This is a genomic window from Curtobacterium sp. ME12, assembly GCF_903970855.1.
GTDB lineage: Bacteria > Actinomycetota > Actinomycetes > Actinomycetales > Microbacteriaceae > Curtobacterium > Curtobacterium poinsettiae_A.
Window position 1 is genome coordinate 28,616 of the sequence record NZ_CAJCKD010000009.1, and the last position, 24,000, is coordinate 52,615.

The 24,000-nt window shown below is 69.8% G+C and carries 25 protein-coding genes and 1 riboswitch; of the genes, 14 read left to right on the top strand and 11 right to left on the bottom strand.

Annotated elements, in window-relative coordinates:
- Nucleotides 1–28 precede the first annotated feature (28 nt).
- Both H7A73_RS06520 and H7A73_RS06525 read left to right on the top strand, forming a co-directional pair.
- Nucleotides 29–979 (top strand): ParB N-terminal domain-containing protein, encoded by a 951-nt coding sequence (locus tag H7A73_RS06520; RefSeq protein WP_182065201.1) that lies wholly within the window; start codon nucleotides 29–31, stop codon nucleotides 977–979.
- A gap of 75 nt (nucleotides 980–1,054) precedes the next feature.
- The gene (locus H7A73_RS06525; protein WP_182065202.1) at nucleotides 1,055–1,498 is read left to right on the top strand and encodes an HTH domain-containing protein; all 444 of its coding nucleotides are present in this window, start codon (nucleotides 1,055–1,057) and stop codon (nucleotides 1,496–1,498) included.
- 90 nt (nucleotides 1,499–1,588) lie between these two features.
- Here H7A73_RS06525 and H7A73_RS06530 read toward each other — a convergent pair whose 3' ends face one another.
- The 4 genes from H7A73_RS06530 to H7A73_RS06545 all read right to left on the bottom strand — a co-directional run bounded on the left by H7A73_RS06530 (nucleotide 1,589) and on the right by H7A73_RS06545 (nucleotide 3,978).
- Nucleotides 1,589–1,852 carry a hypothetical protein gene (locus H7A73_RS06530; protein ID WP_182065203.1) on the bottom strand — a complete coding sequence of 88 codons (264 nt, stop codon included), beginning with the start codon at nucleotides 1,850–1,852 and terminating at the stop codon, nucleotides 1,589–1,591.
- A gap of 390 nt (nucleotides 1,853–2,242) precedes the next feature.
- Entirely contained in the window at nucleotides 2,243–2,707 is a 465-nt protein-coding gene (locus H7A73_RS06535; RefSeq protein ID WP_182065204.1) for a helix-turn-helix domain-containing protein, read from the bottom strand.
- 99 nt (nucleotides 2,708–2,806) lie between these two features.
- Nucleotides 2,807–3,094, bottom strand: coding sequence for a hypothetical protein (locus tag H7A73_RS06540; protein WP_182065205.1), 288 nt, complete (start codon nucleotides 3,092–3,094; stop codon nucleotides 2,807–2,809).
- A gap of 272 nt (nucleotides 3,095–3,366) precedes the next feature.
- Complete coding sequence (locus tag H7A73_RS06545) at nucleotides 3,367–3,978, bottom strand: HD domain-containing protein (RefSeq protein ID WP_182065206.1); 612 nt, start codon at nucleotides 3,976–3,978, stop codon at nucleotides 3,367–3,369.
- Between the two features lie 139 nt (nucleotides 3,979–4,117).
- Between H7A73_RS06545 and H7A73_RS06550 the strand changes: the two genes are divergently transcribed.
- Entirely contained in the window at nucleotides 4,118–4,927 is an 810-nt protein-coding gene (locus H7A73_RS06550; RefSeq protein ID WP_182065207.1) for a hypothetical protein, read from the top strand.
- On the top strand, nucleotides 4,924–6,795 hold the full coding sequence (locus tag H7A73_RS06555; RefSeq protein WP_182065208.1) for an amidase family protein: 1,872 nt from the start codon (nucleotides 4,924–4,926) through the stop codon (nucleotides 6,793–6,795). Before H7A73_RS06550 ends, H7A73_RS06555 begins: the two co-directional genes overlap by 4 nt.
- 83 nt (nucleotides 6,796–6,878) lie before the next feature.
- Here the strand turns inward: H7A73_RS06555 and H7A73_RS06560 are convergent, their stop codons facing one another.
- Nucleotides 6,879–7,655, bottom strand: coding sequence for an isocitrate lyase/phosphoenolpyruvate mutase family protein (locus tag H7A73_RS06560; RefSeq protein ID WP_182065209.1), 777 nt, complete (start codon nucleotides 7,653–7,655; stop codon nucleotides 6,879–6,881).
- A gap of 110 nt (nucleotides 7,656–7,765) precedes the next feature.
- Here H7A73_RS06560 and H7A73_RS06565 point away from each other — a divergent pair, with 110 nt between their 5' ends.
- Nucleotides 7,766–8,953 carry a MalY/PatB family protein gene (locus H7A73_RS06565; protein ID WP_259362750.1) on the top strand — a complete coding sequence of 396 codons (1,188 nt, stop codon included), beginning with the start codon at nucleotides 7,766–7,768 and terminating at the stop codon, nucleotides 8,951–8,953.
- Between the two features lie 9 nt (nucleotides 8,954–8,962).
- On the opposite strand, the gene H7A73_RS06570 is transcribed toward H7A73_RS06565, so the two are convergent.
- Together H7A73_RS06570 and H7A73_RS06575 are read right to left on the bottom strand one after the other, a co-directional pair.
- Nucleotides 8,963–9,148 carry a hypothetical protein gene (locus H7A73_RS06570; RefSeq protein ID WP_110860597.1) on the bottom strand — a complete coding sequence of 62 codons (186 nt, stop codon included), beginning with the start codon at nucleotides 9,146–9,148 and terminating at the stop codon, nucleotides 8,963–8,965.
- Nucleotides 9,149–9,215: 67 nt separating this feature from the next.
- Complete coding sequence (locus H7A73_RS06575; protein ID WP_182065211.1) at nucleotides 9,216–9,704, bottom strand: GNAT family N-acetyltransferase; 489 nt, start codon at nucleotides 9,702–9,704, stop codon at nucleotides 9,216–9,218.
- A gap of 68 nt (nucleotides 9,705–9,772) precedes the next feature.
- On the opposite strand from H7A73_RS06575, the gene H7A73_RS06580 reads away from it, so the two are divergent.
- Nucleotides 9,773–10,657, top strand: coding sequence for a LysR substrate-binding domain-containing protein (locus tag H7A73_RS06580; RefSeq protein WP_182065212.1), 885 nt, complete (start codon nucleotides 9,773–9,775; stop codon nucleotides 10,655–10,657).
- Between the two features lie 46 nt (nucleotides 10,658–10,703).
- Here H7A73_RS06580 and H7A73_RS06585 read toward each other — a convergent pair whose 3' ends face one another.
- From H7A73_RS06585 to H7A73_RS06600, 4 genes are read right to left on the bottom strand one after another with little or no spacing between them, the layout of a single operon-like run.
- A complete protein-coding gene (locus H7A73_RS06585) occupies nucleotides 10,704–10,958 on the bottom strand; it encodes a hypothetical protein (protein WP_182065213.1) in 255 nt (84 codons plus the stop codon).
- Nucleotides 10,955–11,437, bottom strand: coding sequence for an FBP domain-containing protein (locus H7A73_RS06590; RefSeq protein WP_182065214.1), 483 nt, complete (start codon nucleotides 11,435–11,437; stop codon nucleotides 10,955–10,957). Before H7A73_RS06590 ends, H7A73_RS06585 begins: the two co-directional genes overlap by 4 nt.
- Nucleotides 11,438–11,474: 37 nt before the next feature.
- Nucleotides 11,475–12,212 carry a M48 family metalloprotease gene (locus H7A73_RS06595; protein WP_182065215.1) on the bottom strand — a complete coding sequence of 246 codons (738 nt, stop codon included), beginning with the start codon at nucleotides 12,210–12,212 and terminating at the stop codon, nucleotides 11,475–11,477.
- A 13-nt stretch (nucleotides 12,213–12,225) separates the two neighbouring features.
- Complete coding sequence (locus H7A73_RS06600; protein ID WP_182065216.1) at nucleotides 12,226–12,600, bottom strand: BlaI/MecI/CopY family transcriptional regulator; 375 nt, start codon at nucleotides 12,598–12,600, stop codon at nucleotides 12,226–12,228.
- A gap of 230 nt (nucleotides 12,601–12,830) precedes the next feature.
- A riboswitch (glycine riboswitch) is annotated at nucleotides 12,831–12,936 on the top strand.
- 49 nt (nucleotides 12,937–12,985) lie between these two features.
- On the opposite strand from H7A73_RS06600, the gene gcvT reads away from it, so the two are divergent.
- The 8 genes from gcvT (at nucleotide 12,986) to H7A73_RS06640 (ending at nucleotide 23,995) form a co-directional block, all read left to right on the top strand.
- Nucleotides 12,986–14,131, top strand: coding sequence for a glycine cleavage system aminomethyltransferase GcvT (gene gcvT, locus H7A73_RS06605; RefSeq protein ID WP_182065217.1), 1,146 nt, complete (start codon nucleotides 12,986–12,988; stop codon nucleotides 14,129–14,131).
- A gap of 4 nt (nucleotides 14,132–14,135) precedes the next feature.
- On the top strand, nucleotides 14,136–14,513 hold the full coding sequence (gcvH, locus tag H7A73_RS06610; RefSeq protein ID WP_017887079.1) for a glycine cleavage system protein GcvH: 378 nt from the start codon (nucleotides 14,136–14,138) through the stop codon (nucleotides 14,511–14,513).
- Complete coding sequence (gene gcvP, locus H7A73_RS06615) at nucleotides 14,510–17,431, top strand: aminomethyl-transferring glycine dehydrogenase (protein ID WP_182065218.1); 2,922 nt, start codon at nucleotides 14,510–14,512, stop codon at nucleotides 17,429–17,431. Before gcvH ends, gcvP begins: the two co-directional genes overlap by 4 nt.
- A 533-nt stretch (nucleotides 17,432–17,964) precedes the next feature.
- Nucleotides 17,965–19,590 (top strand): ABC transporter substrate-binding protein, encoded by a 1,626-nt coding sequence (locus tag H7A73_RS06620; protein WP_182065219.1) that lies wholly within the window; start codon nucleotides 17,965–17,967, stop codon nucleotides 19,588–19,590.
- A gap of 221 nt (nucleotides 19,591–19,811) precedes the next feature.
- A complete protein-coding gene (locus H7A73_RS06625; protein ID WP_027464553.1) occupies nucleotides 19,812–20,741 on the top strand; it encodes an ABC transporter permease in 930 nt (309 codons plus the stop codon).
- Nucleotides 20,731–21,681 carry an ABC transporter permease gene (locus H7A73_RS06630; RefSeq protein WP_182065220.1) on the top strand — a complete coding sequence of 317 codons (951 nt, stop codon included), beginning with the start codon at nucleotides 20,731–20,733 and terminating at the stop codon, nucleotides 21,679–21,681. Before H7A73_RS06625 ends, H7A73_RS06630 begins: the two co-directional genes overlap by 11 nt.
- Nucleotides 21,678–23,420, top strand: a complete 1,743-nt coding sequence (locus H7A73_RS06635; protein WP_182065221.1) for a dipeptide ABC transporter ATP-binding protein — start codon at nucleotides 21,678–21,680, stop codon at nucleotides 23,418–23,420. Before H7A73_RS06630 ends, H7A73_RS06635 begins: the two co-directional genes overlap by 4 nt.
- Nucleotides 23,421–23,482: 62 nt before the next feature.
- Entirely contained in the window at nucleotides 23,483–23,995 is a 513-nt protein-coding gene (locus H7A73_RS06640; RefSeq protein ID WP_182065222.1) for a PH domain-containing protein, read from the top strand.
- The last annotated feature ends 5 nt before the right edge of the window (nucleotides 23,996–24,000 follow it).

The following is a 24,000-nucleotide window of genomic DNA, read 5'->3' on the forward strand; positions in this document are numbered from 1 at the left end:
CCGGGGGAGTTCTCTGTCAAGGGGGACTATGCCAGCCATCAATAAATTCACGATGCTCTTCGAGCCGGACTTTCCACTCGATCAGATCATTCCTCGGGAGAGGCGTACCCGTCTCAGAACGACGGAGACTGAGAAGGTACTTTCTCAATCGATCGAACGCTTCGGCTGGGTGCAGCCGCTCACCATCGACGCCCGATATTGGATCGTGGACGGTCAGTACCGCTTCGAGCTGGCCAAGAAGTGGAAGCTCGCAACTGTGCCGGTGGTCATCACCAATGGAGTGACTCAGCGCGACGGAACAACCGAATCGGCTCCCAGCTACCTGGTCCTGGATCTGTACCCCGACATGCCGACTCGCGCGGCGGACGGCATCCTGCAACCCTCGAATGGGGGGCACGCTCGGGTCCACCAACATCAACGGGGGGATGAGAGCATGAAGCTCCGCACCGCAAAGAACAAAGGCATCCAGCGCAGGCTCGCAGGAGTAGCTGTCGTCACAGCCGTCGCGCTGGGGTCAATCGGCTTAGCTGCGCCAGCGGCGTCGGCTGCGACTGCTGACAGCCAGGTAGGAGCGGACTACTCGCTGGCGGTGGGCAGCGAGACGGCCACCCTTGAGGAAGGGCAGACCGTCAGCTACCCGATGGTCGCTGTCGAACAGCCAGGAACCGTGCACACCGATGCTGTTTACGACTCCAACTACGGCACCATCACTGTCACCGCAGCCAAGGGTGTCTTCCACTACGAGGTGTATATGAAGGTTCCCGCTACTTCCTTCACAGGAGCGTTCCAGATCACGGACCGCACCAGTGGGATCAGTGGCGGCAGGGATCTGAAGTTCAGCTTCTCGGGAAGCACTCCCACGAGCAAGCTGAAGAACCATCTCTACGCTGGGACACTGACCGGAACCGCCTACTTGGCGGGTGTCCCGATCGCGAACACTGTGCCGAACTCGACGCAGTACAAGTACAGCGACTTCTAACCAAGTTGTGAACCTCCGGCGCGGCATCAGGTATTAGCTGCCTGATGCCGCGCCGCTATGAAGGGGCCATGCCTGATGACCAATCAGCAGAGCGTTTCAGAAGAGCTTCGAGGCTTTGTCGAACGCAATCAGATCTCGTATCACTCACTCGCCGCTATCACAAGCATTGAGGCCGATACGCTTCGGGCCTTCGCTGATGCCTCGCCGGAAGGTTTGACCAGTCCGCAGAGCGGGTCGCTCTCTCTTGACGAGGGAGAGCGAGTGTCGGTGCTTGTTTCGCAGCTCACAGCGATTCGGGAGATCCCAGACTCCGATCGCGTAGAAGGCATCCTTGCCGCCCTTACACAAACCTATGGGTTCACTATCCCGGCTCTCGCTGCACTGCTTGGGGTCGAGCAATCGTCGCTGGAGAGCCTGTCGGAGTCCTTCGACTCTGTACCTGAAGCATCGAGAACGGCTCTCGCGGTGCGGCTCACATTCCTAGTGAATGCCATCAACCTTGCGGGCCCACGGCTCTGATCCGAAGCAAAGCAAAACGGCGGCGAGGATGGTAGACGCTCGCCGCCGTTGGTGTGCGCACACCTGACGGTTTGTGCAGTTCGTTCACTCTCAGAGATCCCAGACATTCCCCGAGAACGGCTTGCCCTCGGCGTCTGTGAGCAGTGCTGTTCTGAATAGCGGCTGCTGCTTCCGATCCTCTTCCGGCTTGTCCTTCTGCCGTTCCATCTCGTCGTAGTACTCCTGAGCAGTTTCCATGACTCGCTTCGCGATGGCCTTTTGGTTGGTCAGATAGACGACCTTGCCAATCGGCGTAGGGCCTTCGCGGCGGAAGTAGGTTGCGACGATCCGCCTCATTTCGTCTGGCGTCTTCATGCTCAACTCAATCTCGACGGCGACCGAAGGCAGACCGATCGGGGCGAGATTGAGAGCAAGGTCGGCAGGGTGCTGGTACTTCGCTTCGCTCGGTCCGGGTGTAGATGAGCTTGCCTACGATCATCTATAGTTCGGGGTGCTGAAGAAGTAGCGCATTAACCGACTGACCGTCTGGCCGGTTTCGTGTGATGTCCTGCCACAGTGCCTCCGCTTCGGCTGCTCGGTAGGTGAGGCTGCGGGCCGCGTCGAACTCGTTCCGCCCGTGCTCGACGATCATGGCGCACTCGGCGAGCAGGTCGAGGAAGCTGGCTTGGAGCGACGGCCACCGCTCCTCGAGGGCAGAAGGGTCACGGTCGTTGCGGGGCCGAGGCGTGAACCGCGGAGCCGGCATCACAGCGGCACGGCTTCGTCGAGGACGTGGGCGAAGTGCTCGTCGTCCTCGAGGTCGTCGGTGAGGACGTCGACCTCGAAACCGGTGATGCGCTCGACCTCGTGCGCGAACCCACCGAGATCGAACAGCGATGCCGCGGGGGTCAGGTGGACCAACAGGTCGATGTCACTGTGTTCGGTGTCCTGACCGCGAACAGCGGAGCCGAAGACGCGGACGTCGTCGAGGTGGAAGCGCTTCGCCTCGTCGAGGATCGCGTCGGCGTAGATCGCGAGGGGGATGCTCGGGCGGGTGTGAGCCGCTTCGAGGATCCGCCGGAGCGACTCCGGGCGCGGCTGCTTTCGCCCGCTCTCGTACGCCGAGATGGTGGGCTGCTGCATGCCTGCGGCGGCAGCGAGACCGGTCTGCGAGAGACCGAGGTCCTCGCGGGCAGCGCGGATCAGCTCCGCAGCACGTTCGACCCGCATGGCGACCCTCCTATAGCTCTCGACTGTAGACGACCGCCCGGGAACGACGAAGCGCCGCCGAGCGGACTCGGCGGCGCTTCGTGGTGGTGCTGGTGTGACCTAGGCCGCGAGGGCCATCTCGCCCGCCCGCACGGACTGCGCCTGCAGTAGGGTGCGGCTGGCCTCGCCCGCCCAGGAGCGGCCCGGGACGGTCCAGCCGGCCTCGCCGACGGCGTCGAGCCGGGTGCCGCGGGTGACGAAGGTCTGCAGGTCGTCGGCCGCGATGCGGACGAGGTACTCGCGCTGCGAGCGGTCGTCGCGCACCGGGAACTCGGCGATGCGGTCTGGGGTGATCGTCGGGGCCGCGAGTGCGGTCCCGAACACGGTGATTCGTTCGTTGCTGGTCATGGTGCTGTACTTCCTGGTCATTCGGCGCCAGGGCGACTCGGTGTCGGCGGACGTCTCAGTCCAGCGCGACGCATCGAGTGCGGGGCGCGCACGTCGAGTTTCAACGTGCAGCTCGTCCGTTCGGATCGAGCGGTGTCTCGAGTGGAATGCGACTCGGGTGAGTCGGTGTCGAGAGGGTGGTGTGCGCGAGTCAGATGGGTTCGCTGCAGTGCACCAACCACAAACTATACGCCCACCCTGCCGAGAAGTCCAGCGAGCGACCGGACCGAGCTTCAGGACGCCAGGAACGCGGCCCAGCGTTCTCCGCCGGAGGCGACGTTGCCCGACCCGTCCAGGCGAGCGGCCGCGGACGACGGCTTGCGGTCAGTCTGCTCGTGGATCAGCCCGTCGAAGGTCGCCGAGAAGTCCAGGCGGGGCAGCGCGGCCGTGACGGCCCGCAGGTCGTCCGCCGACCACCTTTCGAAGCCCACACCGGAGACGTCGAGCGAGGTCGCGACCTCGAGCAGGTGCCCCTCGGCGTCGAGCTCCGGGTCGACGGACCGCCACATGTGCCGCTCGATGATCTCCCCGACCCGACGGGCTCGCACGGCGTCCCACCCGGCTCCGAGCGCGAAGACCGAACCGACCGCGCCGCCGGCGTCCTCGAAGGGCACCCGGTGTGCGTCGAACGACGGGGTCACGCCGAGGTCGTGGAGCATCGTCGCGACGAAGAGCAGCTCGGGATCGGGTTCGAGGTCGACCGTCGGGGCGAGCAGGACCGCCCACGCCCACGACCTTCGGCAGTGGTTGACGAGAGCCGGTGACGACCACGCCCGCACGACGTCCAGGGCGCGCGCAGCGACGGGCGAGGGCGGGGTGAGCAGGGCTGCGACGTCGACCGACATGGCACGACAGTAGCGGCAGGAACGAGCCGTAACGGGGCGGAAACGTGCCGGGCCAGAACCGGAAACAGCGCCCCGTTAGCTTTCGGTTCACTGAGTACCCGCTCAGCACCCCTCCACCCCACCCGAAGGAACTGCGCCCATGCAGCACCGACCACGGCTGCGCTCCCGCGCGACGATCGTCTCCTCGACGCTCGTCGCTGCCGGGGCGTTCGGCCTCGCCGTCCTGACGGCCGCTCCGGCCCAGGCGGCACCCACCGCGACCACCGCCACCATCGACGCCCCGGCCACCGTGACCGTCGGCACGGCGTTCGACGTCGACGTGACGATCCCCGACACCGCCGACGTCTACGCGTACGAGATCACGCTCGAGGCTGACTCGGTGCAGTACCGGGCCGACAGCGTCACCGGCCCGGACGGGGGCTTCGACAGTGTCGAGCAGGACGGCGACGCCCTGACGATCGTGCACACCCGCCTCGGCACCTCGCCGGCACTCGACGGCGACCTGGCCACCTCGATCTCACTGACCCCGACTGCGGTCGCCAGTGTCGACCTCGACGTCACGAGCATCACCCTCGTCGGCTCCGACGGCACGTCGACCACCCTCGACGACCCGGCGAGCACCACCGTCGTCGTCGCGGCGGCTGCGACCACCGCCCCGACGGCCACGCCGACCCCGGGCGCGACCACGCAGCCCGGCGCCGGCGGCGGCACGGGTACCCCCACCGCCCCCGGCGACCCGACGGCACCGGGCACCGACCCGACCGACGGCGCCACCGCCGTGGCGGCAGCCGGAGGGGACGACCGTCCGACCGGCGGCGACCTCGCCTGGACCGGCGCCGACGTCGCGCCGTGGATCGCCGCGTCCCTGGCCCTCCTCGCCGCCGGCGGGACCCTGATCACCCTGCGGGCGCGCCGCGCCCGCCGCGAGCGCACCGGAGCCTCCGCATGACCGCCAAGAAGCGAGCCGCCCGCAAGCAGGCCGCCAGCAAGAAGCGCACCGCCGTCGCCGGCGCCTCGCTCATCGCCCTCGTCGGCACCGTCCTCGCCGCGACCCCCGCGATCACCGCCGCCGCAGCACCCGCGGCCGTCGACGCCAGCCCCGCCGCCATGCTCGCGCCGTACTACACGGACCTCGACCTGACCGGCGACGACCAGGTGACGAAGGCCGACCTCGCCGTGCTCACCGACCACCTCGGTGCGACGACCGCGAGCACCGACTGGGCGACGGTCAGCGCCGCGGACACCGACGCCGACGGCACCATCAGCGTCGCCGACCTGGCCGGGTTGTCCCAGCGGATGATCTACGACGACGGCCCGTTCCAGCTCGTCGAGGCGTCGACCATCGACATGCAGGCCGCGATGAACGCCGGCGTCACGACCTCGGTCGCGATCACGCAGGAGTACCTCGACCGCATCGCCGCGTACGACCGCACCAAGGTCGACCCAGCGTCGACCGGGCGCGCGCTCAACTCGATCGTCACCACCAACGCCGACGCCCTGGCCGCCGCGAAGTCCGCGGACGCCGAGCGCGCCGAGCACGGGATGACGAGCATGCTGCTCGGCGTGCCGATCGCGGTGAAGGACAACTACGACACGAAGGACATGCCGACCACCGGTGGCTGCGGCTGCTGGGACGACAACCAGACCGACACCGACGCGGCCATGGTCACCGGTCTGCGCGACTCCGGCGCCGTGATCCTGGCGAAGGCCAGCCTCGACGAGTTCGCCTACGGGTTCGTCTCCGAGTTCTCGTCGAACCAGCCCGCCGGCTCGTCGCTCCTGGTCGCCAGCCCGTACAACACGGCGCAGACGGCCGGTGGCTCGAGCGGCGGCACCGGTGCGGCGATCTCCGCGAACCTCGCGGGCATCGGCTTCGGCACCGACACCGGCGGTTCGATCCGTGTGCCGTCGACGTACAACCAGCTCGTCGGCATCCGGCCCACGGTCGGCCTGACCAGCCGTGACGGGATCATCCCGCTCGCGCTGTCGCAGGACACCGGCGGCCCGATCACCCGCTCGGTGACCGACGCCGCGGTCGCGCTCGACGCCGTCACCGGTGTGGACGCGGCGGACCCGGCGACGAGTGCGCAGGCCGGCAAGGTGCCGACGTCGTACACGTCGTCGCTCGACGCCGACTCCCTGCAGGGCGCCCGCATCGGCTACGTGACGAGCATGGTCGGCACGAACGCCACGACGAAGCGCCTGTTCGACGCCTCCGTCGCAAAGCTCGAGGCCGCCGGTGCCACCGTCGTCCCGATCACCGCGACGACGGCCTTCAACCGGGTCCTGTCCGAGGGCAGCGGCAGCACGAACGAGTTCAAGCACGACCTGGACGAGTACGTCGCGAAGCACCTCGACCTCGACGTCACCGCGCGTTCCCTGCAGGGCATCCTGGCCTCGGGTGAGTACGTGCCGAGCCGCAAGAGCACCTACCAGTCGCGCGACCTGATCACCGACGCGCAGTACCAGGCGTGGGCCGGACCGACGGGGTCGCACACGACGCAGCTCGCCACCGGCAAGCAGCTCGTGACGCAGATGCTCGACGACCAGGACCTCGACGCGCTCGTCTACCCGTCGGGCACGCCGTACGGCACGCAGTCGACGAACATGCGCCTCAGCCCCAACACCGGCATGCCGGCGATCACCGTCCCGATGGGTCAGGCGACCGCTGCCGACAACACCATCACCGGTGCCGGCGTGAACCTGGAGTTCCTCGGCCGCTCGTTCGACGAGAGCACGGTCATCGGCCTCGGCTACGCCTTCGAGCAGGATACGAAGGCGCGCACCACGCCCGCGCTGTACCCGGCGCTCGGCTGAGCTGAGCGGGTTGCGATCGCGACCACAGGACGGACGGGAGGCCCGTGGCGACACCGCCACGGGCCTCCTGTCCGTCTGCTTCGTCAGTTCAGGGTCGGGGTGTCCTCCGGCACGACGCCGTCGGCGTACAGGTCGGTCGCCAGGTCGCGGAGCGCGCGCAGCGCGACGCGCTGCGTGAGCGGACCGTAGGAGATGCGGGCGACGCCGAGCGCCTCGTACTCGGCAGCGGGCAGGGCGCCGGGCAGACCGATGACCGAGAGCTTGCCGCGGCCCAGACCGGCGACGAGCCGCTCGACCACGGAACGCTCGATCGCGCCGGGCACGAAGACGAGTGCGGCGCCGTTGTCCAGGAACGCCGTGCCACGCGCGATCGCGTCCTCGATGCTCTCGTCGATCGGGCGCTCGCCGCCGCGGGCGATCGCGTCGGTGCGGGCGTTCAGCTGGAAGTCGACGCCCTCGGCCTGGGCAGCGGCAGTGATCGCCGCGACGCGGGCGACGGCCTCGTCGAAGGGGCGCAGGCGGTCCTCGACGTTCGCGCCCACGATGCCGGAACCGATGGCGCGCCGGATGGTCTCGGCGGGGTCCTCGTAGCCGTCGTCCAGGTCGGCGGTGACCGGCAGATCCGTGGCGGCGGCGACGATCGCTGCCCCGGACAGGGCGAGGTCGAGGGGCATCCCGCCGTCCTCGTACCCGTACGACGCGGCGATCGAGTGGCCGGCGGTGGCGATCGCCTTCGTGCCGGGCAGGTCGCTGACGACCTTCGCGGTGATCGCGTCCCACACGTTCACGACGCGCAGGATCTCGGGGGCTTCGTGCAGCTGTTTGAGGGTGACGGCCTTGTCGGCGTTGCTCGTGCTCATGGGACCGACAGTAGGCGGGGCGACGCCCTGCGTCCCAGGGTGCGCGGAAGACGACGCAGGATGACGGGCGGGCTCGCGCCGGGCCTCCCGGTCGGTGCATGCTGGATCGCATGGCGAGCGACGAGGAGGACCCGGTCGGCACGCTCCGCGGGGTCCGGACGAGCATCAAGTGGACGCGGTACGCGCCCGACGTGCTGCCCCTGTTCGTCGCCGAGATGGACCACGACGTCGCGCCGGCGATCCGGCAGGCCCTGATCGAACGGGTCTCGCAGTCGGACCTCGGGTACCTCGACGGCCCCGGGCCGCTCGCTCCCGCGTTCGCGCAGTTCGCGCTGGACCGGTGGGGCTGGCACATCGACCCGTCGCGGATCCACCTGGCCACCGACGTCAGTGTCGGGATCGTCGAGTCGCTCCGGCTCGCGCTGCCCGACGGCGGCCGCGTCGCGATCACACCGCCCGTGTACCCGCCGTTCTTCGAGCTCGTCGAAGAGGCCCGATGTCAGATCGAGGAAGTCCCGCTGCTCGAGCAGTGGGGGCAGTACCGGCTCGACCTCGACGGGCTCGAGCGGGCGTTCGCCAGCGGGGTCGGCGTCTTCCTGCTCTGCAACCCGCACAACCCCGTCGGCCTGGTGCACGACCGCGCCGACCTGGTCGCGATCGCCGAGCTCGCGGCGAAGTACGACGTCCTCGTCATCAGCGACGAGATCCACGCGCCCCTGACCCACCCCGGCGTGCGGTTCACCCCGTTCGCTGCCGTCGCCGAGCCGCTCGGTGCCCGCAGCGTGTGCGTGACCTCGGCGAGCAAGGGGTGGAACCTCGCCGGTGTGAAGTGCTCGGTCATCGTCGCCGGCGATCCCCGGACCGCCGCGCTCCTCGACACCCTGTGGGAGGAGGTCGCCTGCCGCACGAGCATCCTCGGGCTGCACGCGAACCTGGCGGCGTTCACCCTGGCGACGGACTGGCTCGACGACGTCGTGGCGCGCATCGTGGCGAACGACCGGCTGCTCGCCAAGCTCCTCGCCGAGCACCTGCCCGCGGTCGTCTACACCCGGCCGCGCGCCGGGTACCTGGCGTGGCTCGACTTCCGCGGCATCGGCCTCGGCGACGACCCCGCGGTGCCGCTGCGCGAGAACGCGTACGTCGCGCTGAACTCCGGCCTCGGGTTCGGGTCCGAGGGGCGCGGGTTCGTCCGGCTCAACCTGGCGTGCTCACCGGAGACCCTGCGCGAGGCCGTGTTCCGGATCGCTTCGGCGTACCCGTCCAGTGCGCAGGAGGGGCTGGTCTGGCACGTCGCGTGAGCGCTGGGGTCAGTCGATGTACTGGTTGCGGCCGACGACGCGGATGCGCAGGTCGTCGTCGCGGTCCATCGCGAGGAGCTCGCGGGCCACGAACCCGACGGACGGCCACCGGGACACCTCGGTCACCATGAAGCCGTCGATGAACACCTGCCACGCGCCGGCCTCGCGGACCGCCTGCACCTCGTACGTCGCCATGCCGTGAGCGTACCGAAGCGGGCCGGTCCGCCGTCAGTGCAGCTCGAACGTCAGTGCGGCTTGAACATCAGTGCAGCTCGAGCGTCATGTGCACGTCGGCCCGGACGTACGGGCTCGGCACGAGCTCGTCCTCGCGCAGGTGCCGGAAGCCGAACGCCTCGTACAGGTGCACGGCACTGGCCAGCTGTGCGTTGCTCTCCAGGTCGATGCGGTGCGCGCCGAGCTCGCGGGCCCGGTCGAGCGCCGCGGTGATGAGCTTCCGCCCGGTGCCGTGCCCCTGGTGATCGGGGGAGACGGCCATCTTCACGAGCTCGAAGACCCCGGGCGTCGTCGGGACGATGCCGATGCAGCCGACGACCTGGTCGTCGAGCCGGGCGACCAGGACGGCCCCGCCGCGCTCCACGACGCGACCGACGGGATCGGTGAGGAACACGCGGTCCTCATCCTCGAGGGTGAAGTACCGCGTGATCCACGCCTCGTTGAGGGTGCGGAACGCCTCGGCGTCCGCGGGGGTGGCGAGGTCGGCGATGGTGACGGTGGAGGTCGCTTCGGGCATGGCTCCATCCTCGGACCACGATGAGGTCACGTCCAATACTCGTTCGCTTCGATCGATAAACTCCGTGCATGGATCGGGAACCGGACGTCGACCTCCGCCAGCTCCGCGCGTTCTTGGCCGTGGCCGACGAACTGCACTTCGGTCGGGCTGCCGAGCGACTCCGCATCGCGCAGCCCGCGCTGTCCCAGCAGATCCGGCGGACCGAGCGCGCGCTCGGCGTCGACCTGTTCGTCCGCACGAGCCGCAGCGTCGCGCTCACCGCCGCCGGCCGGGTGCTGCAGGGCCGTGCGCGATCGCTGCTCGGGCAGGTGCGGCGGGACCTCGACGAGACGGTGCGGGTCGGCCGGGGCGAGATCGGTCGGCTCGACGTCGGGTTCGTCGTCTCCGCGCTGCCCCTCGGTCCGATCGAACGCGTGCAGGCGTTCCGGGAGCGCTACCCCCTGGTCCGGGTGGACCTGACCGAGGGGTACTCGTCGACCCTGCTCGCCCGGATCGTCCGCGGCGAGCTCGACCTCGCCGTCGTCCGCGATGCCGACCCGGACCCCGCCGTGCGGCTGCTGCCGTTCCGGTCCGAGGCCTTCGTCGCCGCTGTCCCGCGGGGGCACCGGTTGGCGGATCGGGATCGCATCAGCGGCACGGAACTGGTCGACGAGCCGTTCGTGTTCTTCCCGGCGGTCGCGGGGGCCCTGGCGACCGAGCGCAACCTCGCACCGGTCACCGCCGGTGGTCGCCGTCCCGTCATCGTGCAGGAGGCCACGACCTGGGCGACCGTGCTGCACCTGGTCGGGGTCGGCCTCGGTGTCACGGTGGTGCCGGAGAGTGCCGCGCTCGCCGCACCCGACACCGTGGCGCTCCTGCCGCTCGAGGGCAGCGACCACCGCAGCGAGCTCGCCTGGGCGATGCGCGCCGACGACGACCGCGAGATCCTGCGCAACTTCGTCGCCGCGGACTGACCGAGCGGACCGGCTGCGCGGGTGGACGCCGGTCGGGCGTCCTCGCTCAGCCGAGCGCGAGCACGGGTGCCCGGTGGTCGCCGAGCTCGTCGATGCGCCACGGCCGAGTCCCGCGCACCGTCAACCCGAGCTGCACGAGCACGAACCCGACGTGCGGCTCGACGTCGGGGTCCCACGGCCCCTCGACGCCCAGGCCGAACGCGCCGAGTTCGTCGTCGGCCTCGTCCCGTAGGGTCAGCCGCCACCGCCCGTCGCCGAGTTCCTCGACCACGGCCCAGCGGGCGGTGCCGAACCGGCTCACGCCGTCCCGGTGATGTCCGCGGTGAAGTTCTGCACGCGCTGCAGCAGGGAGGCGCCACGCATCGCGATGGTCGCGGGCGGGTTCAGGTGCGGCGGGGCGGTCCGGATGAGCATCGGGCACCCGAGGTCTTCGCAGATGTAGGTGCCGATCGTGTTGCCGTTGCGCCCGGACTCACCGGCACGCGCTGCGGAGAACAGCCGGACCTGGGTCGCGGGCTGCGGCGAGTGGCAGAACGAGCACATCGCGGCGATGCCGGGGCGCAGCGAGCCACCGGCGGACCGGACGACGATGCCCACCGGGCGCTCGTCCATCCAGGACACGATGTACCCGCGGCGGGCGGCCTGCGGGTCGCGCCAGCCCAGGAACTCGCGTTCGTCCCAGAGCGTCTCGTGCAGGCCGGGGATGGGCAGCTGCTCGAGTTCGTCGGGGGTGGCGTTCACGAACGACGATCGGATGTCGGCTTCGGTCAGTGGCTTCACGGTGCTGACACCCTATTCCTCGCCTCCGACAGGGGCGCTACGACAGCCTGGAGGCACGGATCGCCCCGAGCGCGCTGCTCCCGTCCGCCACCAGCACCGCCCGGCGCAGTGCGTCGCGTCCGACGCGACGGGCCGCCGCGTCGTCCGCGGCGAACTCGACGAGCACACGCGTCGACCGCGCCATCGCGCGCGCGCCGGGCACCCACGGGACCGCACGTTCGATCGATTCCGCGACCGCGACCGCAGCCGCGTGGTGCTGGGTCAGGTGGGCGCGTTCGTGGGCGACCACGGCCTCCAGTTCGTCGGTGTGCAACCGGTCTGCCAAGCCGGTGCTGACGAGCACGCCCCCGCTCCGACCCGGCACGGCGCACGCCAGTGCGTGGTCGGCCTCGACGACGGCGACGGGGGTGCCGTCGATCTCGCGGTGCGGGGCGACGCCGGAACGCATCGCCTGCCGGACGGCCTCGTGTTCCGGACCGGGGCGCACCCGGACCGCGACGACGAACGCGACGACCGCGAGCAGCGCGACGCCGACGTTGAAGCCGTGCGTGGGGGAGTCGTCCCCGCCGAACAGCTCGGTGACCGGACGGTCGGCGAGCACCACGAGGGTGGTGCCGGCCACGAAGCCGACGACGCCGAGCAGGACCGCGACCGACCAGCAGACCAGCGCGGTGCGGGGCAGGTCGATCGTCCAGGCGGAACGGGTCAGGACCCGGGGTGCGAACACCACCACCGCGAGTGCGAGGACGATGAGCGCGATGCCGGCGACGACCACGGTGCGCGGCCGGTCAGGAGCGGGCGCGGGCGTCGAGGGCGCGGCGCAGGGCCTCGAGGTCGTCCGAGGCGAGTGAGCCGGTGAACCGCAGCAGCGCGGCCTCGCGGTCGGACGATGCGGCCAGCGCGCTCGACATCAGGGAGGCGGTCTGCTCGTCGCGACTGTGCACGGCGCGGAACGTCAGGGGAGCGTCGTCGTGCTGCTCGCGTTCCACCTGGCCCTTGCGGCCGAGCCGGTCGAGCACGGTGAGGACGGTCGTCAGCGCGGGGCGGGGCTCCGGGAACGCGTCGAGCACCTGGCGTGCGGTGCGCCCGGCGTCGGCGGAGCGGAGTGCGTCGAGCACCGCCTGCTCCAGCTGCCCGCGGGGGCGCGATCGTTGTCCGGCCATCCCCGCATTCTACGAGATGTCGAACGGCCGTTCGCGACACACGCTCGAAACGCAGCCTCGGTATGCTCGTCGCGGACAACTGAACACACCGGCCGCTCATCCGTCGCGGGAGACGCCGTGCACGTACCTCCGGGTACGTCGTGCCCTCGGGTACACCGCGCCCTCGGGCGCACGCACGGCACCGAAGGAGCAATCCCCCCGTCAATCTCTCAGGTCCCACACCGCAGCGGACAGGCCACTCTGAAAAGCAGACGCTCGGTCGTCTCGCCCACGGTGAAAGCCGCCGGACCTCACGGGCCGCGGTGAAACTCTCAGGCCCATGACAGAGGGGGAGTTCCACCCGGCGATCGTCGCCGGGCCCTGCCGATGCCAGGAGAACTCCGCCATGAGTCCGTCCCCACTGCCCACGCCGGGTCAGCGTTCGTCGCCGCTCGAAGCCGTGCACGAGGCCGCCGGTGCGACCTTCACCGACTTCGCCGGGTACCGCATGCCCGTGCGCTACTCGTCGGACCTCGCCGAGCACCACGCCGTGCGCCAGGCCGCCGGGGTCTTCGACCTGTCGCACATGGCCGAGATCGGGGTGACCGGCACCGACGCCGTCGCCTTCCTCGACCACGCGCTCGCCGGGTCCTTCGGCACGATGCCGATCGGCCGCGCCAAGTACTCGCTGCTGCTCGCCGAGGACGGCGGGATCCTCGACGACCTGGTCGTGTACCGGACCGACGACGACGTCTTCCTGGTCGTCGCGAACGCGGCCAACCGCGACGTCGCCGTCAGCGCGCTCACCGCCCGTGCCGACGGGTTCGACGTCGAGGTCTCCGACGACTCCGACACCACGGCCCTCGTCGCGATCCAGGGCCCCGCGGCTGCCGGCACGCTGGACGCGCTCGTCGTCGCCGACCGCCTGCAGCCCGAGACCCCGCTCGACGAACTCGGGTACTACCGCGTGCTGCACGCGCTGTTCGACGGTGCCGACGTGCTCGTCGCGCGGACCGGGTACACCGGCGAGGACGGCTTCGAGGTCTACTCCGCCCCGGACACCGCCCCCGTGCTGTGGGACGCCCTGCTCGAGGCCGGTGCCGACCGCGGGGTCGTCCCCGCCGGGCTCGCCGCACGGGACACGCTGCGGCTCGAGGCCGGCATGCCCCTGTACGGGCACGAACTCGGCACCGACGTCCGTCCGGCTCAGGCCGGCCTCGGCCGCGTCGTCGCGAAGGACGGCGACTTCGTCGGGGCTGCCGGCGTCACCCCGTCCGCGGACGCCCGGGTGCTCGTCGGCCTGGTGACCGAGGGACGCCGCGCTCCCCGCGCCGGCTACGACGTCGTGCTCGACGGCACCGTCGTCGGCACCGTGACCTCGGGCGCGCTCTCGCCGACGCTCGGCCACCCCGTCGCGATGGCCTTCGTCGACCCCGCCGCGCTCGCGGCCGTGTCGGACGGGGCACAGGCCCTCCACATCGACGTCCGCGGGACTGCCGTCCCCAGCACGATCTCCGCGTTCCCCTTCTACCGCCGCGCCTCGAAAGGCTGACCCCATGACCGACCAGACCGCACTCCAGTACACGGCCGACCACGAGTGGCTGCTCGTCGAGGGCGACACCGTCACCGTCGGCATCACCGACCACGCCGCCGAGCAGCTCGGTGACGTCGTCTACGTCGAGCTCCCCGCCGTCGGCACCGCCACCACCGCCGGAGACCAGATCGGCGAGATCGAGTCGACCAAGAGCGTCGGCGAGCTCTTCGCCCCGATCGAGGGCGAGGTCGTCGAGGTCAACGACGCCGTCGTCGACACCCCGGACACCGTCAACCAGGACCCCTTCGGTGCCGGCTGGCTCGTGAAGATCAAGGTCGACGGCACCTCGTTCCCCGAGGACCTGATGGACCACGACGCGTACCGGGCCTCCATCGCATGACCGCGTTCGAGAACCTCCAGACGTCCTTCCCCGACCGCCACATCGGCACCACACCGGCCGACCAGCAGGCCATGCTCGACATCGTCGGGCAGCCGTCGCTCGACGCCCTGGTCCGTGCGGCGATCCCGGAGTCCATCCACGTCGGCCCCGTCGCCGACTCGGTGATCCCGGCTGCCGTCGGCGAGACCGAGGCGCTCGCCGAGCTCCGCGCGAAGGCCGGCCGCAACACCGTCCGCCGCGCCATGATCGGCCTCGGCTACCACGGCACCCACACGCCCGCGGTGATCCAGCGCAACGTGCTCGAGAACCCGAGCTGGTACACGGCGTACACGCCCTACCAGCCGGAGATCTCGCAGGGCCGCCTCGAAGCGCTCATCAACTTCCAGACGATGGTGTCCGACCTGACGGGCATGGCCACCGCCGGCGCCTCGATGCTCGACGAGGGCACCGCCGTGGTCGAGGGCATGCTCCTCGCCCGCCGCGCCTCGAAGGTCAAGGGCGACGCGTTCCTCGTCGACGCCGACCTGCTGCCGCAGACCCGTGCGCTGCTCGACCACCGTGCCGACGCCGTGGGCATCACGCTGCGCGCGTTCGACGCTGCCGACGGCCCGAGCGACGACCAGCTCGACGGTGCGTTCGGCGTCATCCTGCAGTACCCGGGCGCCTCGGGCCGCATCGTCGACCCGACGTCCGTCATCGACCGGGTGCACGCCGGTGGCGGCATCGCCGTCGTCGCAGCCGACCTGCTCGCTATGACCCTGCTCGCCAGCCCCGGCGACCTCGGTGCCGACGTGGCCGTCGGCACGAGCCAGCGCTTCGGCGTCCCGCTCGGCTTCGGTGGCCCGCACGCCGGCTACCTCGCGGTGCGCGCCGGCCTCGAGCGACAGCTGCCCGGTCGGCTGGTCGGGGTGTCCTTCGACGCCGACGGCCAGATGGCCTACCGCCTCAGCCTGCAGACCCGCGAGCAGCACATCCGCCGCGAGAAGGCGACGAGCAACATCTGCACCGCGCAGGTCCTGCTCGCCGTGATGGCCTCGATGTACGCGGTCTACCACGGGCCCGAGGGCCTGCGGTTCATCGCCGGCCGGGTCGCACGGACCACCGGGGCGCTCGCCGCCGTGGCGCGCGACGCCGCGGTCGAGGTCGTGCACGACGCCTTCTTCGACACGCTCACCCTGCGGGCCGTCGGTCGCGCCGAGGCGATCGTCGCGGCAGCGCAGGACGCCGGCTACCTGCTGCACGTCGTGGACGCCGACACGTTCCAGCTGTCCGTCGACGAGACGACCACGCCCGACGACGTCGTGGCGCTCGCGGGCGTGCTCGGGGCGGTGGACGTGACCGTCCCCGCGACCGAGACCGCCGTGCGCGACGCAGCCACGGGCCTCCCGGCCGCCCTCCAGCGCGAGAGCGACTACCTGACGCACCCCGTGTTCAGCGCGCACCGCAGCGAGACCCGCATGATGCGGTACCTCAAGCACCTGTCCGACAAGGACTACGCGCTCGACCGCGGCATGATCCCGCTCGGCAGCTGCACGATGAAGCTCAACGCGGCGACCGAGATGGCCGCCGTGACCTGGCCGGAGTTCGCGAACATCCACCCGTTCGCACCGCGCGAGGACGTCGAGGGGTACCTCGACATGATCGGCGACCTGGAGTCGTGGCTCGCCGAGGTCACCGGCTACGACACCGTGTCCCTGCAGCCGAACGCCGGCAGCCAGGGTGAGCTCGCAGGACTGCTGGCCATCCGCGGGTACCACCAGGCCAACGGCGACAGCGAGCGCACGGTCTGCCTGATCCCGTCGAGCGCGCACGGCACGAACGCCGCGTCCGCCGTGCTCGCTGGCATGCAGGTCGTCGTGGTGGCCTGCGACGAGAACGGCAACGTCGACCTCGAGGACCTCCGGGCCCGCGTCGAAGCCAACGCCGACACCCTCGCGGCGCTGATGATCACGTACCCGTCCACGCACGGCGTCTACGAGCACGACATCCGCGAGATCTGCGACGCCGTGCACCACGCCGGCGGTCAGGTCTACGTCGACGGCGCGAACCTCAACGCGCTGCTCGGGCACGCCCGCTTCGGCGACTTCGGCGGCGACGTGTCGCACCTCAACCTGCACAAGACCTTCTGCATCCCGCACGGCGGTGGCGGCCCCGGCGTGGGACCCGTCGCCGCGAAGGCGCACCTGGCACCGTTCCTGCCCGGGCACCCGTTCGCACAGCAGGCCGACCGGCGCTCCGGTGCGACCGCCGCCGAGGCGGACGACCGCCTGGCGCACGCCGGCGGCCCGGTCAGTGCCGCGCCGTACGGCAGCCCGAGCATCCTGCCGATCACGTGGACGTACGTCCGGATGATGGGGCTCGAGGGCCTCACCCGTGCGACCGAGGCCGCGGTGCTCGGGGCGAACTACATCGCGGCTCGCCTGCGCGACGCGTTCCCGGTGCTGTACACGGGCGACGACGGACTGGTCGCGCACGAGTGCATCCTCGACCTCCGCCCGCTGCGCGACACCACCGGCATCACGGTGGACGACGTCGCGAAGCGCCTGGTCGACTACGGGTTCCACGCCCCGACGATGTCGTTCCCGGTGGCGGGCACGCTCATGGTCGAACCGACCGAGAGCGAGGACCTCGCCGAGCTCGACCGCTTCGTCGACGCCATGCTCGCGATCCGGGCCGAGGCCGCGGCGGTGGAGCGCGGAGAGTGGCCGGCGGACGACAACCCGCTGGTGCACGCGCCGCACACCGCCTCGTCGGTGATCTCGGGGGACTGGGCGCACGTCTACACCCGGGAGCAGGCCGTCTACCCGCTGCCGGGCATCAGCGGCCGGAAGTACTGGCCGCCGGTGCGTCGCATCGACCAGGCGTACGGGGACCGCAACCTGGTGTGCGCCTGCCCGCCGATCGAGGCCTTCGCCTGATCCCGACCGGTGCCGACGCCCCGTCGTCGCCGTGCGCTCCGTCGCCGAGCGCCTCGTGCCCCGTCCGGTCCTCCGGGCGGGGCACGGTCGTGTCCGGCGGGGGTCGGACGGGGCACGGCCGCGTCCCGGGTGGTCACGACACCCCGTGCAGTTCCGCCGACCGGTCACGAACCGTCGTCAGAACCCGTGCGGACCGACAGTTCGTGACCACTCGGCGCGCCAGCCACGGCGGGTCCTCCCCGCTCGGCGCAGCCCGCGAGCCGTACCCCTGAGCGATGCTCGGCCGTCCCCCGACTTGCACAGAAGTGTGACGCAGTGCAATGGATTTCATGCGGATGCAACAAAAACGCACCCTTCACCGGCAGGCGCGCGAATGTTGCATCTTCTCGCAAGGATCGTGCAAGTTGGTTACCGGCGTGTAACCGTTCGCTCCAGGGTTTGGACGCCGCTGTTCACCTTGCCTACAGTGCAAAGGTCAAACGCGCCCGGGCGACACCGCTGTGCCCTGCGCGTCCCATGCACCAGGAGGAACCTTGATCAAGAAGCGCGCCGGGCTCTCAGCCCTCGCCGTGCTCGGGGCCACAGCACTCGCCCTGACCGCCTGCTCCAGCAACAGCTCCGACGGGGGTGGCTCGGGCTCGGCGAACGCGTCCGGGATCGTCACCACCAACGGCAGCGAGCCCCAGAACCCGCTGATCCCGTCGAACACCACCGAGACCGGTGGCGGCAAGATCATCGACTCGCTCTTCGAGGGCCTCGTCTCGTACGACGCCGACGGCAAGCCGGTCAACGAGGTCGCCAAGAGCATCGACACCGATGACTCGAAGACGTTCGACATCACGCTGAACACCAACTACACCTTCACCAACGGCGAGAAGGTCACGGCCGAGTCGTTCACCAAGGCGTGGAACTGGGCAGCCCAGAAGTCGAACGCCCAGGGCGCCAGCTACTTCTTCGAGAACATCGAGGGCTACAACGCCGACAAGGACTCCGAGCTCACCGGCCTCAAGGTCGTGGACGACGACGAGTTCACCGTCACGCTGAAGTCGGCGCAGTCCGACTTCCCGCTGTCGCTCGGCTACTCGGCGTTCGTGCCGCTGCCGTCGGCGTTCTACGACGACACCAAGGCGTTCGGTGAGAACCCGATCGGCAACGGTCCGTACAAGCTCGACGGCAAGAAGGCCTGGACCCACAACCAGTCCATCAAGCTCGTCACCAACAAGGACTACGAGGGCAAGCGCAAGCCGAAGAACGGTGGTCTGACGATCACGTTCTACGCTTCGCAGGACACCGCGTACTCCGACGCCCAGGGCGGCAACCTCGACGTCCTCGACGCCGTGCCGGACAGCGCCTTCAAGACCTACAAGTCCGACTTCCCGGACTCGAACGTCAACCAGCCCGCCGCGATCTTCCAGGCGATCTACCTGCCCTACTACCTCGACCACTGGAAGGGTGAAGAGGGCAAGCTGCGTCGCGAGGCCGTCTCGATGGCGATCAACCGCAAGCAGATCACCGACAAGATCTTCGACGGCACCCGCACCCCGGCCAAGGACTTCACCTCCCCGGTGATCGCCGGCTGGAACGACGACCTCGACGGTTCGGACGTCCTGGACTACGACGAGTCCGAGGCCAAGAAGCTCTGGGCCGAGGCCGACAAGATCTCGAAGTACGACGACACGCTCACCATCACGTACAACGCCGATGGTGGCCACGAGGCCTGGGTGACCGCGGTCACGAACTCGATCTCGAACACGCTCGGCATCAAGGCCGAGGGCAACGCGATCCCGACGTTCCAGGAAGCCCTGGACCTCCAGACGAACGACAAGCTCACGGGCGGCAGCCGCACCGGTTGGCAGGCCGACTACCCGTCGCTGTACAACTTCCTCGGCCCGACCATGGGTGAGGGCTCGTCGAACAACTACTCGCGGTACGACTCCAAGGAGTACAACGAGCTGCTCGCCAAGGGCCGTTCGGCTGCGACCGTCGAAGAGGGCAACAAGTCCTTCGACCAGGCTCAGGAACTCCTGTTCGAGGACCTGCCCGAGATCCCGCTCTGGTACTCCAACGTGACCGGTGTCTGGAACGCGGACAACGTCTCGAACGTGAAGTTCGGCTGGAACTCGGTGCCGCTGTACTACGACATCGAGGTCAACAACTGATCCAGGTCTCCTAGAGACCGAAGCGCGAGCAGGTATCCTGCTTCGCGATCACCGGACGGGGGTTCGGGGGCCGCACAGGTCCCCGAACCCCCGTACCACGGTGACAACACCCCCACACAGCGGGCGCCCTCCCGCACCGGACATCCGTGCCGACCCTCGGACCGTCCACCCCTCACCACAATGAACCTGATCGACATCGCTCCGGACCGGGCAGTGATCTGATGCTCTGGTACCTCGGCAAGCGCCTCCTGCAACTCATCCCCGTGTTCTTCGGGGCCACGTTCCTCATCTACTTCCTGGTCTTCTCGCTGCCCGGCGACCCGATCGCCGCGCTGTTCGGCGACCGGCAGCCGTCGCCGCAGGTCATCGAGACGCTGCGTCAGCAGTACAACCTCGACAAGCCGTTCATCGTGCAGTACCTGCTCTGGATCGGCGGCGTGTTCCGCGGCGACCTCGGCGTGACCTACTCGGGTCTGCCCGTCAGCCAGCAGCTCGCATCGGCCTTCCCGATCACCGCGCGCCTGGCGATCCTCGCGCTCGTGTTCGAGGCCGTCGCCGGCATCGTCGTCGGCGTCATCGCGGGTCTGCGCAAGGGCAAGCTGTTCGACGCCACCGCGCTCGTCGTGTCGCTCCTGCTCATCTCGGTGCCGACCTTCGTCGTCGGGTTCGTGCTGCAGTACGTCTTCGGCATCAAGCTCGGACTGTTCCGGGTCACGGTGTCCGGCGAGGCGCCGTGGAGCGAACTCGTCCTGCCGGCGATCGTCCTCGCCTCGGTCTCGTTCGCGTACATCGTGCGTCTGACCCGGGCCAGCGTCGCCGAGAACATGAGCGCCGACTTCGTGCGGACCGCCACGGCCAAGGGTCTGCCCCGTCGTCGTGTCGTCGGCGTGCACATCTTCCGGAACTCGCTCATCCCCGTGGTGACCTACCTGGGTGTCGACATCGGCAACCTGATGGTCGGCGCGATCGTCACCGAGGGCATCTTCAACATCAACGGTGTCGGCGGCACGGTGTTCCGCGCCGTCAAGCTCGGCGAGGGCCCGACGGTGGTCTCCTTCGTCGCCGTGATGGTCATCATCTTCATGCTCGCCAACCTCCTGGTGGACCTGCTCTACGCCGTCCTGGACCCGAGGATCCGCTATGCCAAGTAACGCCGCACCCCGCTCGGCGACGCACTACGTCGCCCCGCTCGAAGAAACCCCACTGCAGGCGGTCGACCAGGTCAACGAGGACGAGAAGACCCGTTCCCTGTGGACCGACGCGTGGGAGTCCATGCGGACCCGTCCGACGTTCTGGATCTCCTCGATCCTGATCCTGCTGATCATCGTCGTCGCGGTCTTCCCGGGGCTCTTCGCCCACGTCGACCCGCGGGCGTCGAACCTCGACAACAGCGACGGCGGACCCGAGGCCGGGCACATCCTCGGCTTCACGCGTCAGGGCTCGGACGTCTACGCCCGCGTGATCTGGGGTGCCCAGAACTCGCTCATCGTCGGCATCGTCGCGACGATCCTGGTGTCCGTCATCGGCATCGTGATCGGTTCCCTGGCCGGCTTCTACGGCGGCTGGCTCGACACGATCGTGTCCCGCATCGGTGACATCTTCTTCTCGATCCCGACCGTCCTCGGCGCGATCGTGATCATGTCGGTCATCCCCGCGCGGAACGCGATCACCGTCGCGCTCGTCCTCGCTGCGTTCGCGTGGCCGCAGATCGCCCGCATCATGCGTGGTGCCGTGCTGAGCGCGAAGCAGGCCGACTACGTCATGGCGTCGGCAGCCCTGGGCGTCAGCCGGTTCCGGACGCTCGTGCGCCACGTCATCCCGAACTCGCTCGCTCCGGTCATCGTGGTCGCGACCGTGTCGCTCGGCACGTTCATCGTGGCCGAGGCCACGCTGTCGTTCCTCGGCATCGGTCTGCCGCCGTCGGCGCTGAGCTGGGGCCTCGACATCGGCACCGCCCAGACCTCGATCCGCACGAACCCGTCGACGATCTTCTGGCCGTCGGCAGCCCTGTCCATCACCGTGCTCGCGTTCCTGCTCCTCGGTGACGTGGTGCGCGACGCGCTCGACCCGAAGGCGAGGGCCCGCCGATGAGCGAGACACTGACCCAGCCGAACAGCAGCCGCATCGGTGGTACCGGTGCGCCGCTGCTCGAGATCACCGACCTGCAGGTCGGCTTCAAGACCCAGAGGGGCCTCGTGCAGGCCGTCCGCGGCGTCAACCTCACCCTCGAGCAGGGCGAACGCCTGGCCATCGTCGGCGAGTCCGGTTCCGGCAAGTCGACGAGCGCCCAGGCGATCATCAAGCTGCTGCCCGGCACCGGTGAGGTCACCGGCGGTTCGATCAAGTTCAACGGGCGCGAGCTCGTCGGGCTGAGCGACAAGGAGATGTCCGAGATCCGTGGGAAGGAGATCGGCTACGTCCCGCAGGACCCGATGTCGAACCTCAACCCGCTGTGGTCGATCGGCTTCCAGGTCGAAGAGGCGATCCGTGCGAACGGCATGGCCACCGGCAAGGCGGCCGTCCGCGACCGCGCGATCGAGGTCCTCAAGGAGGCCGGGCTCGGCGACGCGTCGACCCGACTCAAGCAGTACCCGCACGAGTTCTCCGGCGGCATGCGGCAGCGCGTGCTCATCGGCATCGGTCTGTCGAGCCGCCCGCAGCTGCTCATCGCCGACGAGCCGACGAGTGCGCTCGACGTCACGGTGCAGCGCGTCATCCTCGACCACCTCGAGAGCCTGACCCGCGACTTCGGCACCTCGGTGCTGTTCATCACGCACGACCTCGGTCTCGCCGCCGAGCGAGCCGAGAAGCTCGTCGTGATGTACAAGGGCCAGGTCGTCGAGGCCGGTCCCTCGAAGGAGATCCTGGCCAACCCGCAGCACCCGTACACGCAGCGCCTCGTGGCCGCGGCGCCCTCGCTCGCGAGCCGCCGCATCCAGTCGAAGGTGCAGCACGAGCGCGTCGACATCGCCGACGCCGGCTCCGACGACGCCGAGCTGATCGCCCGGGCCCAGGAGCGCGAGCACCGTCCGGCCGAGGACCTCATCGTGGTGAAGAACCTCGAGAAGGTCTACAAGCTGCGCGGGAAGAACCTCGCCACGCGCGAGCTCAAGGCGGTCGACGACGTGTCGTTCTCGATCCAGAAGGGCACCACCACGGCGCTCGTGGGCGAGTCCGGTTCGGGCAAGTCGACCGTCGCCAAGCTCGTCCTGCAGCTCGAGAGCATCACGAGCGGCACCGTGCAGTTCGACGGCATCGACATCGGCGCGCTGAAGGGCAAGGACCTCTTCGACTTCCGCCGCCGCGTGCAGCCGGTGTTCCAGGACCCGTACGGCTCCCTGGACCCGATGTACAACGTCGGGAACACGATCGCCGAGCCGCTCGCCACGCACAAGGTGGGCGACAAGGCCTCGCGTCGTGCCCGGGTGCTCGAGCTGCTCGACCAGGTCGCGCTGCCGAAGTCGATGGTGAACCGCTACCCGAACGAGCTGTCCGGTGGCCAGCGACAGCGCATCGCCGTCGCCCGCGCGCTGGCGCTCAAGCCGGAGGTCATCGTCCTCGACGAGGCCGTCTCCGCGCTCGACGTGCTCGTGCAGGGGCAGATCCTCGACCTGCTCACCGAGCTGCAGACCGAGCTCGGCCTGACGTACCTGTTCATCACCCACGACCTCGCGGTCGTCCGCCTCGTCGCGGACAACGTGTGCGTCATGCGCCGTGGGCAGATCGTCGAGAAGGCGACGACCGACGAGGTCTTCGCCGCCCCGAAGGAGCAGTACACGAAGGACCTCCTGGCCGCCATCCCCGGCGCCGGGTTCGAGTTCGGACGCTGATCCACCTGGACACGAACGAGGCCGGACGCCCCGTCGTCCTCCGCGCTGGTCGCGGGGGTGCGGTGGCGTCCGGCCTCGTCGCCGTCCTGGGGCTGTTCCTGCTCGGCGATGCGGCGTTCCGGGGGAGCTGGGACGTCGTCCTCCGTGCCGCCGGCCCGATCGCCGTGCTCGTCTGGGCGCTCTGGGTCCTGACCTACCGCCCCTGCATCGTGATCGACGAGCGCGCGGTCACCGTGGTCAACCCGCTCCGCCGCACCCTGGTGCCCTGGCCGGCCGTCGCCGACGTCCGGCTCCGCTGGCAGATCGTGATCGAGACGGTCGCCGGCCGGAAGATCCAGTGCTGGGGCGGCCCGTCGCTGCCGCGGCCCAAGCCGGCCCGGCGCGGTGAGCGGGCGGTCCTGCGGCAGCCGGACGAGATGACCGTGCTGCTCGACCGCTGGTCCGAGCACCGCGACGGTGCCGGTGCCGGCGCCGGCGACGCCGTGCGCGGCTGGGACGTGCCGGCCCTGGCGGTCGGCGCAGCCGCGCTGGCGCTGCTCGCCGCCTCGCTGCTCAGCCTGTGGCTGGGAGCCTGACGCGG